General features: G+C 44.2%; 11 protein-coding genes (1 of these 11 only partly in view). 5 read left to right on the top strand and 6 right to left on the bottom strand.

What is annotated here, in order from left to right; genetic code table 11:
* Window positions 1-6: 6 nt before the first annotated feature.
* From rnhB to tilS, 4 genes are all read left to right on the top strand, one after another.
* Window positions 7-603 (top strand): ribonuclease HII, encoded by a 597-nt coding sequence (gene rnhB / locus M0C34_RS12890; RefSeq protein WP_248712091.1) that lies wholly within the window; start codon window positions 7-9, stop codon window positions 601-603.
* A 62-nt stretch (window positions 604-665) separates the two neighbouring features.
* A complete protein-coding gene (dnaE, locus tag M0C34_RS12885) occupies window positions 666-4091 on the top strand; it encodes a DNA polymerase III subunit alpha (RefSeq protein ID WP_248712090.1) in 3426 nt (1141 codons plus the stop codon).
* Between the two features lie 12 nt (window positions 4092-4103).
* The gene (accA, locus tag M0C34_RS12880) at window positions 4104-5060 is read left to right on the top strand and encodes an acetyl-CoA carboxylase carboxyl transferase subunit alpha (protein ID WP_248712089.1); all 957 of its coding nucleotides are present in this window, start codon (window positions 4104-4106) and stop codon (window positions 5058-5060) included.
* A gap of 57 nt (window positions 5061-5117) precedes the next feature.
* Window positions 5118-6443 (top strand): tRNA lysidine(34) synthetase TilS, encoded by a 1326-nt coding sequence (tilS, locus tag M0C34_RS12875; RefSeq protein ID WP_248712088.1) that lies wholly within the window; start codon window positions 5118-5120, stop codon window positions 6441-6443.
* Here tilS and M0C34_RS12870 read toward each other — a convergent pair.
* From M0C34_RS12870 to rcsF, 6 genes are all read right to left on the bottom strand, one after another.
* Window positions 6421-7305, bottom strand: a complete 885-nt coding sequence (locus M0C34_RS12870; RefSeq protein WP_248712087.1) for a GGDEF domain-containing protein — start codon at window positions 7303-7305, stop codon at window positions 6421-6423. The genes tilS and M0C34_RS12870 overlap by 23 nt on opposite strands.
* A gap of 81 nt (window positions 7306-7386) precedes the next feature.
* Window positions 7387-8532: a patatin-like phospholipase family protein gene (locus tag M0C34_RS12865; protein WP_248712086.1), complete on the bottom strand. Its 1146-nt coding sequence runs from the start codon at window positions 8530-8532 to the stop codon at window positions 7387-7389.
* 107 nt (window positions 8533-8639) lie between these two features.
* Complete coding sequence (locus M0C34_RS12860) at window positions 8640-10340, bottom strand: proline--tRNA ligase (protein ID WP_248712085.1); 1701 nt, start codon at window positions 10338-10340, stop codon at window positions 8640-8642.
* A gap of 60 nt (window positions 10341-10400) precedes the next feature.
* Complete coding sequence (locus M0C34_RS12855) at window positions 10401-11021, bottom strand: acyltransferase (protein ID WP_248712084.1); 621 nt, start codon at window positions 11019-11021, stop codon at window positions 10401-10403.
* On the bottom strand, window positions 11014-11730 hold the full coding sequence (gene tsaA / locus M0C34_RS12850; RefSeq protein ID WP_248712083.1) for a tRNA (N6-threonylcarbamoyladenosine(37)-N6)-methyltransferase TrmO: 717 nt from the start codon (window positions 11728-11730) through the stop codon (window positions 11014-11016). Before tsaA ends, M0C34_RS12855 begins: the two co-directional genes overlap by 8 nt.
* A 5-nt stretch (window positions 11731-11735) precedes the next feature.
* Window positions 11736-12113: an Rcs stress response system protein RcsF gene (gene rcsF / locus M0C34_RS12845; protein ID WP_248712082.1), complete on the bottom strand. Its 378-nt coding sequence runs from the start codon at window positions 12111-12113 to the stop codon at window positions 11736-11738.
* 433 nt (window positions 12114-12546) lie between these two features.
* Here rcsF and M0C34_RS12840 point away from each other — a divergent pair, with 433 nt between their 5' ends.
* Window positions 12547-14339, top strand: the 5' portion of a protein-coding gene (locus M0C34_RS12840) for a HAMP domain-containing methyl-accepting chemotaxis protein (protein ID WP_248712081.1). Its footprint extends 208 nt past the window's final position; only the first 1793 of its 2001 coding nucleotides appear in the window; the start codon lies at window positions 12547-12549; its stop codon lies beyond the right edge, outside the window.

Genomic DNA, 14339 nt, shown 5'->3' with positions numbered 1-14339 from the left:
TTAGTGATGACACAGTTTATCTACCCCTCTGGTTTTTGTTTATTTGCTGGTGTTGATGAAGTCGGTCGTGGTCCACTGGTGGGCGATGTAGTTACCGCCGCGGTAATATTGGACCCCAATAAACCCATTAGTGGTTTGAACGACTCTAAAAAGCTTTCGGAGAAAAAACGTATTGTTTTAGCCGAACAAATTAAGAGCAATGCATTGTGTTGGGCGCTGGGCCGAGCCAATCCGCAAGAGATTGATCAATTAAATATATTGCATGCCACCATGCTGGCAATGTCTCGGGCTGTCGAAGCATTAAGTATTGTTCCAGACTTCGCTCTGATTGATGGCAATCGTGAGCCAAGCTTATCGATACCTTGTCAAGCTATAGTCAAAGGCGATGGCTTGGTCGCTGAGATAAGTGCCGCCTCAATTATCGCTAAAGTTGCCCGTGACCAGGAAATGACAGAGCTTGACCGTCGTCACCCCGCTTACCAATTTGCGAAACATAAAGGTTATCCAACCGCAGTGCATTTAGAAATGTTAGCTAAGCATGGGCCTATCGCCGAGCATCGCCGTAGCTTTAAACCGGTTCAACGTGTTTTAGGAGAACTTTAACTTTGTCAGAGCCTTCTCAATCTCCTGCGTTTATCCATTTAAGGGTTCATTCGGACTTTTCAATGATCGATGGTCTGAAGAAAGTTAAACCTATTATTGCCAAAGCCGCAGAGCTGAATATGCCTGCTATTGCTCTCACCGATCAGACTAACTTTTGTGGTTTAGTAAAGTTTTATGGCGAAGCGCATAACCGAGGTATAAAACCGATTATTGGCTGTGACTTCTTCGTCAAGTCTGAAGAGTTTGCTGATGACCACTTTCGTTTAACCCTGTTAGCCGTTGATAATCAAGGCTATCAAAATATAACTATGCTGATATCACGCGCATACTTACGGGGCCAGCTGCAAGGTAGACCGGTTATTGATAAGCAGTGGTTAAGCGAACATGCCGAAGGGGTGATCGTATTATCCGGCGCGCGCCATGGTGATGTAGGTAAAGCTTTACTCAAGGGAAATGCAGTATTAGTTGAACGCTGCCTACGCTTTTATCAACAGTATTTCGCCGATAATTATTTTTTGGAATTGATACGCACCGGTCGCCCTGACGAAGAAAATTATTTACATATGGCAGTTGAACTAGCTGCTCAGCAACAACTCCCTGTTGTCGCGACTAATGAAGTCGTCTTTTTGGAAGAAGACCAATTTCAACCTCATGAAGTGAGAGTGGCTATTCATGATGGTTTTGGCATGGATGACAATCGCAGGCCTAAAAAATATAGTGCTCAGCAATACTTACGTAGCGAACAAGAAATGCAGAACTTGTTTGCAGATATCCCTGAAGCGTTACAAAACTCAGTAGAAATTGCCAAGCGGTGTAATGTTACCGTTCGCTTGGGAGAATACTTCTTACCCGACTTCCCCACAGATGGGCTGCCAATTGAAGAGTTTTTTTGTAAGGTATCCTGGGATGGCCTAGAAGAGCGTTTGGAGTTTCTATTTCCTGATCCCGAAGAGCGCGCGAAGCGACGACCTGAATATGATGAACGTCTACAAATTGAGCTAGATGTTATCAACCAAATGGGGTTCCCTGGGTACTTCCTGATCGTAATGGAATTTATTCAGTGGAGTAAAGATAATAATATTCCGGTGGGGCCCGGTCGCGGCTCGGGTGCAGGGTCGTTGGTGGCGTATGCACAAAAAATTACAGACCTCGATCCGCTTGAATACGACTTACTGTTTGAACGCTTTTTGAACCCCGAGCGGGTTTCCATGCCCGATTTCGACGTCGACTTTTGCATGGATCGCCGAGACGAGGTGATTGACCACGTCGCAGAGCTGTATGGTCGCGATGCGGTATCACAAATCATCACTTTTGGTACCATGGCCGCTAAAGCGGTGGTTCGGGATGTGGGTAGGGTGCTTGGGCAGCCTTATGGTTTTGTTGACCGTATATCAAAATTGATCCCTCCTGATCCAGGCATGACCTTGGAAAAAGCCTTTGAGGCCGAACCGCGATTACCTGAGCTTTACGATAGTGATCAAGAAGTTCGCGAACTGATCGATATGGCTAGGATACTTGAAGGGGTTACCCGTAATGCAGGTAAACACGCGGGAGGGGTGGTTATATCGCCCACTACTATTACTGACTTTGCCCCCTTGTATTGTGATGCAGAGGGTAAAAACCCTGTTACTCAGTTTGATAAAAATGATGTGGAGTACGCCGGTCTTGTTAAGTTCGACTTCCTTGGCTTACGTACCTTAACCATTATCCAATGGGCACTGGATATGTTAAATCCGGTGCTTGCGGCCAAAGGTGAACCGCCGGTTGATATTGCGGCTATTTCAACCACCGATCAAAAATCTTTCAGGCTATTACAAGATTGTAAAACCACCGCTGTATTCCAGCTGGAATCGCGCGGCATGAAAGATCTGATCAAGCGGCTTAAGCCAGATTGTTTTGAAGACATGATTGCATTAGTTGCTTTGTTCCGTCCAGGTCCTTTGCAATCAGGTATGGTAGATAACTTTATTGAACGTAAGCACGGCCGCGAGGCGGTGTCTTACCCAGATGAAAAATGGCAACACGATAGCCTACAGCCTATTCTTGAACCTACTTACGGGATCATTCTGTATCAAGAGCAAGTGATGCAAATTGCTCAGGTCCTAGCGGGTTATACTCTTGGCGGTGCAGACATGTTACGCCGCGCAATGGGTAAGAAGAAACCTGAAGAAATGGCCAAGCAGCGTGCGGTATTTGAAGAAGGTGCTATCAAAAATAATGTCGACGGTGAGTTGGCTATGAAGATTTTTGATTTAGTTGAAAAGTTTGCAGGCTACGGTTTTAACAAATCCCACTCAGCCGCCTATGCATTAGTATCTTATCAAACGCTGTGGATGAAGACTCATTACCCTGCGTACTTTATGGCTGCGGTAATGTCTGCCGATATGGATAACACCGATAAGATTGTTACCTTGGTTGACGAATGTAGCAACATGAAGTTGAAGCTTGTTCCGCCTGATGTTAACGCAGGTTTGTTCAAGTTCTCGGTGAATTCTGATGAAGAAATTGTTTACGGTATTGGTGCCATCAAAGGCGTCGGAGAGGGGCCTATTGACGCTATTTTAGCGGCAAGAAAATCTGGCCCATTTATCGATTTGTTTGATTTTTGCTGTCGTTTAGATCTTAAAAAAATCAATCGCCGAGTGATCGAAAAGCTCATCATGGCTGGCGCTATGGATAAGTTGGGGCCTCACCGAGCTGCACTGATGGCTACTTTACCTTCAGCCATGCAAGCAGCCTCTCAGCAGGCTCAAGCTTCGGCTCGTGGGCAAGAAGACTTATTTGGCGTATTGTCAGTAGAGGATGACACTCGGCCAAGTTTTGTTGAACAAGACAAATGGACTGAAAAAGTCTGGCTAGAGGGAGAGAAAGAAACGCTAGGCCTATATTTAACGGGTCACCCAGTAAACCGCTATTTAAAAGAGTTTCGTCATTATACAACGGGCCGCTTAGTAGATATTCGCCCAACTGGTCGGGACACTACCTCTACCGTAGCTGGTTTAGTATTGTCTACCCGCGTAATGATGACTAAGCGGGGTGCTAAGATGGGTATTATCCAATTGGATGATAGAAGTGCCCGTCTAGATATCATGTTTTTTAGTGAAGCCTTTGATACTTACCAAGAACTACTTGAAAAAGATCGCATGTTGGTCATTCAAGGGCAGGTCAGCGTTGATGATTTCTCTGGAGGCATTAAAATGACTGCTCGAGAGGTTATGGACTTATCGACAGCGCGTGAACGTTGGTTAAAGAAGCTACGCTTGAATATGTGTCGAGACCAGCTTGACGAATTATTTTGGCAACGATTTTATAAGGTTATAGAGCCATATCGTGCCGGTACCTGTCCAGTGACGATAAGTTATGAAGGCGATCATGCCAGTGGCATGTTAAGCTTAGGTACAGATTGGCGAATTACGCCAAGTGAAGATTTAATAGAGGCGTTGACCCAATTGTTGGGACAACAGCAAGTCACCCTAGAATTTAATTAAGAATAAGTTTATATGAATCCGAATTTTCTAGAGTTTGAGCAGCCTATTGCTGAGCTGCAAGCGCAAATTGAAGAGTTGTGCATCGTAAATGAAGAATCTGGTGTAGATGTTGATTTGCAAGACGAAATTTCTCGTTTGCAAGAAAAGCAAAATGATTTAACAAAAAAAATATTCTCAGATTTAGGTGCTTGGCAAGTAGCCCAATTAGCTCGACACCCTAATCGTCCTTATATGCTCGACTATATCGAACATATCTTTACAGATTTTGATGAATTAGCGGGTGATAGAGCCTACGCGAACGACGAAGCTATTATCGGTGGTATGGCCCGTTTAGACGGCAAACCCGTAATGCTTATCGGTCAGCAAAAGGGGCGCGAAACTAAAGAGAAAATTCGCCGTAACTTTGGCATGCCAAAGCCTGAAGGTTACCGCAAAGCACTGCGTTTAATGGAAATGGCCGAACGTTTTAACATGCCAATTATTACCTTCATTGATACCCCAGGTGCCTACCCCGGGGTAGGTGCAGAGGAACGTGGTCAGAGTGAAGCTATTGCTAAAAATTTATTGGTGATGGCTGGCCTAAAGGTGCCGACTATCTGCACGGTGATTGGTGAAGGTGGCTCAGGTGGCGCTTTAGCTATTGGTGTCGGTGACCGCGTAAACATGCTCCAATACAGTACCTATTCGGTTATTTCTCCAGAAGGCTGTGCTTCTATTCTTTGGAAAAGTGCTGATAAAGCACCCACCGCCGCTGATGCTATGGGGATCACCTCTGCTCGCCTAAAAGAGCTTGATTTGATTAACGATATCGTTGCTGAACCATTGGGTGGAGCACATCGCGATATACCTGAAATGGCTCGCAACCTCAAAGTAAAATTACTCAATGACTTAGAGTCATTAAGTGCTTTAGATGTTGATACCTTGCTCGAACAGCGTTACCAACGACTAATGTCTTACGGTTACTGCTAATTTCTAAGCATGCATTGAGCTGGAACGTTTCTCAATGCATGTTTAATAGGCCTGACAGTGTCCCTTACTTTTACTTTTGATAAGCACTTTAAACACTTAAGCCCAGCGGTTAGAAAATTGGTGGTCGCCTATAGCGGCGGCTTGGATTCTAGTGTTTTACTTTCTCTAAGTGCAGCCTACGCAAAAAGAAATCCACATATACGCGTCATTGCTGTTCATGTTAATCATGGTCTTCAACAACAAGCTAATTCTTGGCAGGAACACTGTCGTCAGCAGGCCTCGTTGCTTGAGGTTCGTTTTTATAGTGAAGCCTTAAATATCAAACTCGATGCTAGACAAAGCCTAGAAGCCGTTGCACGAGAGGCCCGCTACGCTGCGCTGACTAAATATATCGGCAGTAAAGACAGCCTGCTACTCACCGGCCACCATGCCGATGATCAGTTCGAAACCTTTATGTTGGCCCTAAAGCGCGGTAGCGGAGTGAATGGTTTAGCGGCAATGCCATTGCAAAGGCCCTTTGCTCAAGGCTCATTGTTACGCCCCTTGTTGGCGTTTAGTCGCGCTGAATTAGAAGATTATGCACAATCTCATCAATTGACTTGGATAGACGACCCGAGTAACGAGTCTATGGATTATGACCGCAATTTCTTGCGTCACCAAGTTATGGCGACTTTAAGCCTGCGCTGGCCTCAGATACTCAAAACGACTCAGCGTAGTGTGCAACATTTACAAGAAGCTAATCAGCTAGCGACTGAGATTGCCGAAAGTGATTATTCTCAGGTGGGCGAGAATGGCGCATTAAGCTGTTCAGCTTTGCATGACTTAAGTGAGGCTAGACGCAATAATCTATTACGCCACTGGTTTACAATCCATGATTGGTTGTACCCGAGCCAGGCTCAGTTAGGTCAAATAGTTAGTCAGTCTCTAGCTAAACAAGACGCAAAGGTTTCTGTAAAGCTCAGTGAAGGAGAGGTTCGCCGGTTTAAAGGGCGTCTTTATTTAGTAGCTAAGCAATGCTTAATTGAAAGCTCGCACCATCAACCTTGGAACATGAATAGTGTCCAACATTTGTTGTTGGAAAATCACAGCAAAATAAGTTGGTATCAGGGCGGCAATTTATTGCCACCTAAACTGGGCGAAGTGGTTACGCTACGATTTCGTTCAGAACTTACCGTGAGTGATTTTGTCGCCGCTGAACATAATGGGCGTAGGAGTATTAAGAAGTTACTACAAGAAGCGCAATTGCCGTCTTGGCAGCGTAATCGCATTCCCTTTGTATTTTACGATGATTGTTTAGTCGCTATTGGCGACTTATATACCAACGCTAGCTTGCAGGCTGATAATAACCAAGGCATTAGGTTTAGTTGGACGCCAGCTTGTTAGCGTAAAGCCGCTCATCAGCTAATTGTATTAGCTGGGCGCTATTTCGACCTGGCTCCCAGGTACATACTCCGACACTAGCGGATACTTCGTATTGGGCCAATAAAGGCGTATTTGCCAGTTCATTATTCAGTCTAGCTACCACTTTTTGGGCTGAGTATTCGGTGGCTGGACGAAGTAACATGGCAAATTCATCCCCCCCAATTCGAAAAGCTTGGTCGCCACTGCGAATTACTGATTTTAGTATGTCGGCAAAACCAATTAAAACCTGATCACCGACAGGGTGACCGAGCGTATCATTAACTTGTTTAAATTTGTTTAAATCTAGTAACATCAACACCAAACCACCATGTTGCTGCTGACATTGGCGCGTTTGTTGTTCTATAGACGTATGTAACGATTCGTCAAAATGCGCCCTATTACCAATACCAGTGAGGTAATCATTTCTCACTCTTTCTTGCAAACGAGAAATTTGCAAAGCATGTTTTAGCGGTGCTTGTAACAACTGACTTAATTGACGTAATTGTTGAATCTCGTTGCGTTGAAAAGGCGTATCGCGGGTAAACGTTGCGATCCCTAAAGGGCGTTTTTTGTCATTGAGTGAAAAACTACGGTAGTAACGTTGCCCTTCAAACAAGCTTACTTCTTGCTGAATGCCATCGCTAACTAAACGTAATGCCGAAAACTCTACGTAACTACTTGCCGCGGCGGCAAAGTTTTGCAGTAGATCTTCCAATAACAGGCTTTCTTGAAGCGCTTCAATAATACTGAGTTTCTGTAATGGGTTTAACTCAGCACTATTAGAAAATTGTGATATTTTTCTTGGGCTTACAATATCATTTTGTGCTAATTGTAGCGAATCCATAATTACTTTACTCTCGATAATATCTTGCTATATTGCGTCAAATAACGCCGCTATCTAAGATAAAGCAATTTTTAGGCCATGTTATTTTTCTAAAAAAGCCAAAATATTGTCAATTTGTTTTAAGCCGTCTTGGTATCCATGACTTATTAAGCAGTTTGTGTAAGCTTTCTCAAACATTAAAAAGCTGGTAATAGCTGAAGGTTTGTCGCGTTTAATGCCTAAGGTGATAAGCATCATTCTCACACTAAAAGGCAAGTGGGAATAATAATCATGTGACAGTTGCTCGAAATCTAATTGGGGTTTAATACTGAGGGTTTCCACAGGCCGTAAGTCTAATTGCTGCTGCTGTTGTTCAGTCAATAAATCTAGAGTGCGGTTTATTCGCTCTAGGCGTTCAAGATCAGAGTTTAGAGTATCGGAAAACACCGAATCTAATAAATGACCTGCAATGGTAGCACTGTTGGGGGCGGGAGCATCTATGCCTGAGGAAGGGTGGCGCTGTTGTTCTAGGTGAATCGCCAGTATTTTATCGGCCCCTAAATGAATCGCTGGGCTAAGCGGGCACAACTGATGAATTGAACCGTCACCATAAAAATCTTTTCCTACTTTGGCCGCAGGAAAGATTAAAGGTATCGCCGTTGAAGCCAGTAAATGGGTAGTATGAATTTGGGTTTTTTGTCCTAGTCGCCGCGCCCTTTGCCAGTTTTGTTGCTTTTCGTCAGCCTGAAAAAAAGACAATGAATTTCCATCTTGATAGTTAGAAGCGGTAACAGAGAGCGCATGCAGGTATTGGTTTGCGATGTTTTTATCGATACGTTTATAGTTGAGGTAGGCATCTAATAAATCTTGTAAAGGCTCGTTGTTAAGTAGCGAAAAGCCCTGCTGTTGCTTGTAGTCGGCATGTAAACTTTTACACACGATTGAGGAGAGCTGCTTGGCGATGGCTAAGCCGTCGGTTTTAAATACCTGCTTACATTCGAAGTTTCGCCAAATATACTCAAGTTTTTTAACGCCAAGGCGAAAGCACGAAGCATACACCGATAATGCAGTAGCATTAATCGCTCCGGCCGAAGTTCCGCAAATAATCGAAAACGGACTAGCGTGATTTCTTGGGTATTGTTCAGCAATTGCTTTTAGTACACCAACCTGATAGGCGGCACGAGCGCCGCCACCGGTGAGTACGAGCGCCACTTTTTGGTTGGATTTAACGGTAGCCTTTTGATTCATAATTATATGTTAGCACAGCGATAGCGGGGAGCTTGCTAAAGCAATCACACATCTAAGACAAAAAAAGCTGGCCTAAGCCAGCTTTTAGTCACAATGAAAGTGCTTTTCTAGAACTGTTCGAAGATATCTTCAACGGCTACTTCTGTCTTTTCTCCAGTGCGACGGTTTTTGTACTCGATAACACCTTTATCTAAACTGCGATCACCAATCACAATCACGTGAGGTATACCGATCAGTTCGATGTCTGCAAACATTACACCTGGGCGCTCTTTGCGATCATCGAATAATACATCGATGCCTCGTTGCTTCGCTTCTTCATAAAGTTTGTTAGCTACTTCTTGTACTCGATGAGATTTATGCATATTCATTGGTACGATAGCTAGCTTAAATGGCGCGATAGCTTCTGGCCATGTGATGCCATATTTATCATTATTTTGCTCAATGGCTGCAGCCACGATGCGAGAGACACCAACACCATAACAGCCCATCGTTAGAACTTGGTTTTTACCTTGTTCATTAAGTACTGAGGCATTCATTGATTTTGCGTAGCTATCTCCAAGTTGGAAGATGTGACCTACCTCAATACCGCGTTTAATAGCTAAAGTGCCTGAGCCACAAGGACTTGGGTCACCCTCTACTATGTTACGTAAGTCAGCGACTTCACCAAGAGGTAAGTCTCGCAGCCAATTGATACCAAACAGGTGTTTGTCATCAACGTTGGCACCGGCACCAAAATCACTACAGTGAGCTGCACTTCGATCGACAATGATCGGCATCGGCAAGTTTACAGGGCCTAATGATCCGGGACCAGCCCCCACTGCTTGGCGAATTTCTTCTTCGCTCGCAAATTCTAAAGGCGCGGCAACAAGCGCCAGTTTCTCCGCTTTGATTTCGTTTAACTCGTGGTCACCGCGAAGAATTAAGGCAATCAGTTTATGCCCTGACTCTTCATCAGCTTTAACAATGAGTGTTTTAACTGTCTGTTCAATTTTAAGGTCAAACTGCTCGACCAACTCGGCGATGGTTTTCGCATTGGGTGTGGCTACCTCATGCATTTCTTGGCTAGGTGCAGTGCGTTCACCGACTGGCGCTAGCGCTTCAGCTTTTTCAATGTTTGCTGCGTAATCACTGCCATCGGAAAATGCGATAGCATCTTCACCCGATTCAGCCAGAACATGGAACTCGTGGGAGACTGCGCCTCCAATACTGCCGGTATCAGCGAGTACGGGGCGATATTCCAGACCCAAACGTTCAAATATTCGGCAGTAAGCGGCGTGCATTTCGTCGTAGGTTTCTTGCAAACACTCATCAGAAAGATGGAATGAGTAGGCATCTTTCATTAAAAACTCGCGTGAGCGCATTACGCCAAAACGTGGTCGCACTTCATCACGAAACTTTGCCTGAATTTGGAAAAGATTGAGTGGTAATTGCTTATAGCTATTTATTTCTTTACGCACTAATTCAGTCACCACCTCCTCGTGGGTAGGACCGAGTACGAAATCTCGCGAATGGCGATCTTTAAAACGTAGTAGCTCTGGGCCAAATTTATCCCAACGACCCGTTTCTTCCCAAAGGTCAGAAGGTTGTACGGTTGGCATGTGGATCTCAATTGAGCCACTGGCATTCATTTCTTCTCGAACAATTTGTTCGACTTTAGACAGCACTCTTAAACCATTGGGTAGCCAAGTATATAAACCTGAGGCGAGCTTACGGATCATCCCGGCTCGTAACATTAATTGGTGAGAGATAATCTCAGCATCACTTGGAGTTTCTTTCTGAGTTGCCAGAAGATATTTGCTAGAACGCATATCTAACCTTTCATATTCGCTAATAAATTGCGGCGATTGTAACAGGCTAACAATACTCTGTCAGGCCTTGTCACGACGGTCGCCGATGATTTTTGCTGGGTTGCCAGCCATAATCGCCCAGTCAGTAACACTTTTGGTGACAACTGAGCCCATTCCAATCACTGCATGGTCACCAATGGTGACTCCGTCAACGATGCAAGCGTTGGCGCCTATCCAAACGTCTTCACCAATATGCACACCTTTGGAGCTATTATTTTGTTTCCAAATGGGTGTGTCGGGATGCATGCCATGATTGAACGCATATATTTTTACGCCGTTAGCAATTCGAGTGTTATTACCGATAACTATGCCATTTTTTCCTCCGTCAATTGAACAGCTATGGTTTATAGCGACATCATGGCCAATAGTAATCGGGCCATGGAGGAAGCTTTGCGCTGCAATAAACGAGTTATTACCTATTGTTATATCGCGTCCGGGTTCGGCAAACAATTGAGCGTCGGGTGCGACAAAACAATTATTCTTAAATACGATGGTTTCTAGTTCAGTTAGGGTTTGCTGTAATTCTTGTTGCCATGGCTGAGCCCAAACGAGATGTTTGGCTTTCAGTCGGTAATAAAGCCAGGGCATCCAAGCAAGTCTTTTCTTATGCTGCTGTTGGTAATCTAATTGTTTTTCAGACATGGCTAAGCGACATTATGTAGAGTTGAGGCCTTGTAGCGCCAGAATTAATCACTTGCCATCTAATATTTAAGTCGTATAGGTGAACGCCATATATTTTATCATCCGGCTTATTTCGTTTATAAGCCGGTCGGGGGTCTTGAGCTAATACCTGCTCAATAACTTGTTGTTGGTTTTTGCTTATGCCTAAGAGATTGCAGTGTTCTTCTGCATCTTCATGCCAGTTAATCTGCAGTGCTGGTGTTGGCTCGCTCTGGGCATAGCCAGCCAGAGCATTTGGTTCACTATCTGAATATGGCAGGTAGGGTTTAACATCATAAATGGGTGTGCCATCTACCAAATCGCCCCCCTTAAAATGTAGCTCAAGGCAGCTTTTTTCCCGCACCACATGGCTCAATTGCATCAATGATAACCCGAGGTTATTTGGGCGAAAGCTAGAACGAGAAGCTAACACGCCTACTTTTTGATTTCCGCCTAAGCGAGGAGGGCGCACTTTCGCTTTCCAGCCTGCATCGCTATTTTGATGAAAAGCGAAGATCAACCAAAAATGACTGAACTGTTCAATATCAGCTAGCATATCTGGGTTATTATAAGGGGCCGTAAATACGAGTGTACTCGTGGTGGCGGTAACCAAGCCTGGCTGCCTAGGCACTGAGAACTTCTCAGCGTAAGGTGAGCGAATATATCCCAAAGGTTCAATGCTTAGTGTCATAACAACTAAATCTTATATGCCTTTGCAAAACAACTTAGCATGGCAAGGCAAGCCACAGGCTCAGCGATGGGATAGCATTGTTGGATTACTACCGCGTTTGCACCCAGCAAAGCTGCTTGCTCTCGTAGGCTATTGCGGGCATCTACTTCTTGTGGTGGAGCGTGGTTAGCTTTTTCTTGGCAGCTTACACCTTCAACAATACCCAAGTATTCAGCGCTGAGAGGATCAATTTGGTCAGATTGGTAAACTGACACATCGGCTGCTGGGATGTAGTTATCGAAATTCTCTTTATCAAGGTTACTATTAAAAGAATAATTGCCGCTACATGCGCTTACGAGTACGGAGAGTGACAAGCAAAGAACCAATCTAGAAAAAAAATGCATAGTAATCCTGTTTGCGATGGCATTTAGCTGTTTAAGGCTAGACAAATAGCCAGATCCTAATTAGTACCGACTATAACAATTCAGCCTGCTAGCTAACAATGCAAAACAATATCTTTTTGTTTCGCTACTATAATTAAACACTCAAGAGGGTCTGGCTGGCAGTTTTCCCTCTTGTTTAGACACTTCTGGCGCATTTCCAAGTGCTATATGCTGCAAGTCGCCAAGGTGTTATTGATAAGGAAAACTCAGTGAAAGCGTTTGTATCTATGATTTAGCCTATTTTTGGCAATTATCACTGGAAATGCTTTCCCAAATGAGTTTATATCTTGTGTCGGTATTTATGATTATCAAAGGAAGTGGTTCACTAACTATCGTTGTGCGTTGACCTAATGTCGACCATGACATTTAGCCGAACCGATTAAAGGAGTTAACGGTGTCTATTTCAAATAAACTATTAGCGGCGTTTGGTTTTGTTGCCGTATTAATGGTTATTTCCGCGTCAATTGTATTTCTTCAGCTGTCTAGCATTACGCAGAAAGAGCAGCAGATCGTTGAAGTTAGTGTCCCTGTTGTTTCAAAAAGTAAAGAAATTGAGCGGCAACTCCAGCTTTCTGTCAGCGCAGTACGAGCGTATTTAATCCACGGTTCAGATCCTCAACGGGCTGAACATTTTCAAGCGGTATTTGACAAGGCTTGGAGCGAAATTGCTATTAACATAGAGCAAATAGCGCTATTAACTCAAGCTAGCGTGCCTGAACAAACGATCGTTGATTTTGAAAAATTAAAGCAATTACAACAACAAATTATTGAGATTTCTAATAGCGAAGACAACTTGCCTGCTCATGCTTTATTACTGTTTGATATAGCGCCGCTAGCTGAAGAAGCGATGAATCAAGTATCCAGCGCCGTGGCTGAAGAGATTTCAAAACCGGGCTTATACAGCCCTAAAAAGCGCGTGCGTTTGCTGGCAGATATGAGCGAAGCTCGCAATCAACTGGCAAATGCTTTAACCAGCCTGAGAAGTTTTATTATAACTGGCGATTCGTATGAGCAAGAAAAATACGCCGAATATTTTTCTCGTCATAAACTGCTCGTCGCGGATGTTGAAGCCGCGGCTAATTTGTTTACTGAAGAGCAAGCTCGTCTTTGGCAACAGTTTGTCGAGCTTGTCGATATTTTCGTTCCATTAGTCGATGAGTTATTTGTTATCCGAGCAGCTGAAGATTGGAATATTGCCAATCATCGTATGGCCAATGAAGTGGTTCCTTTAGTGGGCGATATTGAACAGCAATTACTACAGTGGAACATACAGCAACAACAGTTGTTGGAACAAAATCAGCAAGAGCTTAAGTCATTAGGCCAACATATCGTCGTGGTCGTATTTGGTGGAGCCCTTGTGGCAGCGTTATTGGGAGGTCTAGTCGTTTTTTGGCTTAGTCAAAGAATAAAAACAAGTTTAGCCTCTGTAAATTTACGCGCGATGCAAATAGCCGAAGGTGACTTAGCTAATCAGCCATTAGTCGTTAAAGGAAAAGACGAAATTGCCCAGTTAACGGGTTCTATCAATGCTATGTCAGAACAATTGAAATCGCTGATAGCTGAAGTTAACCAAACAGCCAGTGACGTGAGTAGCAATAGTCATCGTATTTACGAAAAAAGTGATGCGATTAGTCACGCTCTAAATGAACAGCGTCTAAAAGTTGATTCTGCCGCAACCGCGATTGAACAAATGTCGGTTGCGGCAAGAGAAATCGCGCAAAACACATCCCAGGCCGCTGATCACGCGCGAGATTGTGGTGATGTAGCAGAACAAGGTGGAAAAGTCGTCACTGATACCATCGCTATTATGCAAAACATAGAGAGTTCTGTTGGCGACAGCAATCAACATATCACCAAGCTAAACCTTGCGGGCGCCGAGGTAGAGAAAATCACAGATGTTATTGCAGGTATTGCCGAACAAACCAACCTATTGGCCTTAAATGCTGCGATAGAAGCCGCGCGTGCTGGTGAGCAAGGCAGAGGGTTTGCTGTTGTAGCCGATGAAGTGAGAAGTCTAGCGAGTCGCACTAGTCAATCTACAGAAGAGATCAGCCGCATTATTAATCAAATTCGTAGTCTAACTGAAGCGGCCAACCAAAGCATGAATCAAAGTACCGAGTTGGTGACCAATGGAAGGCGTGTGGTTCATAGTGCTGGGGATGCGCTTAATCAAGTTATCGATACTAC

Origin of the sequence: Agarivorans sp. TSD2052 (genome assembly GCF_023238625.1) — a bacterium.
Classification (GTDB): Bacteria; Pseudomonadota; Gammaproteobacteria; order Enterobacterales; family Celerinatantimonadaceae; genus Agarivorans.
The sequence above is the reverse complement of the archived record's forward strand: the minus strand, read 5'-3'. Positions and strand labels throughout refer to the sequence as shown.

Excerpts from the sequence above, each read along its gene's own strand:
- M0C34_RS12870 (WP_248712087.1), bottom strand. The coding sequence starts at position 7,305 with ATGGATTCGCTACAATTAGCACAAAATGATATTGTAAGCCCAAGAAAA.
- tsaA (WP_248712083.1), bottom strand. The coding sequence starts at position 11,730 with ATGACACTAAGCATTGAACCTTTGGGATATATTCGCTCACCTTACGCT.
- accA (WP_248712089.1), top strand. The coding sequence starts at position 4,104 with ATGAATCCGAATTTTCTAGAGTTTGAGCAGCCTATTGCTGAGCTGCAA.
- dnaE (WP_248712090.1), top strand. The coding sequence starts at position 666 with ATGATCGATGGTCTGAAGAAAGTTAAACCTATTATTGCCAAAGCCGCA.
- M0C34_RS12865 (WP_248712086.1), bottom strand. The coding sequence starts at position 8,532 with ATGAATCAAAAGGCTACCGTTAAATCCAACCAAAAAGTGGCGCTCGTA.
- M0C34_RS12860 (WP_248712085.1), bottom strand. The coding sequence starts at position 10,340 with ATGCGTTCTAGCAAATATCTTCTGGCAACTCAGAAAGAAACTCCAAGT.
- rnhB (WP_248712091.1), top strand. The coding sequence starts at position 7 with ATGACACAGTTTATCTACCCCTCTGGTTTTTGTTTATTTGCTGGTGTT.
- rcsF (WP_248712082.1), bottom strand. The coding sequence starts at position 12,113 with ATGCATTTTTTTTCTAGATTGGTTCTTTGCTTGTCACTCTCCGTACTC.
- M0C34_RS12855 (WP_248712084.1), bottom strand. The coding sequence starts at position 11,021 with ATGTCTGAAAAACAATTAGATTACCAACAGCAGCATAAGAAAAGACTT.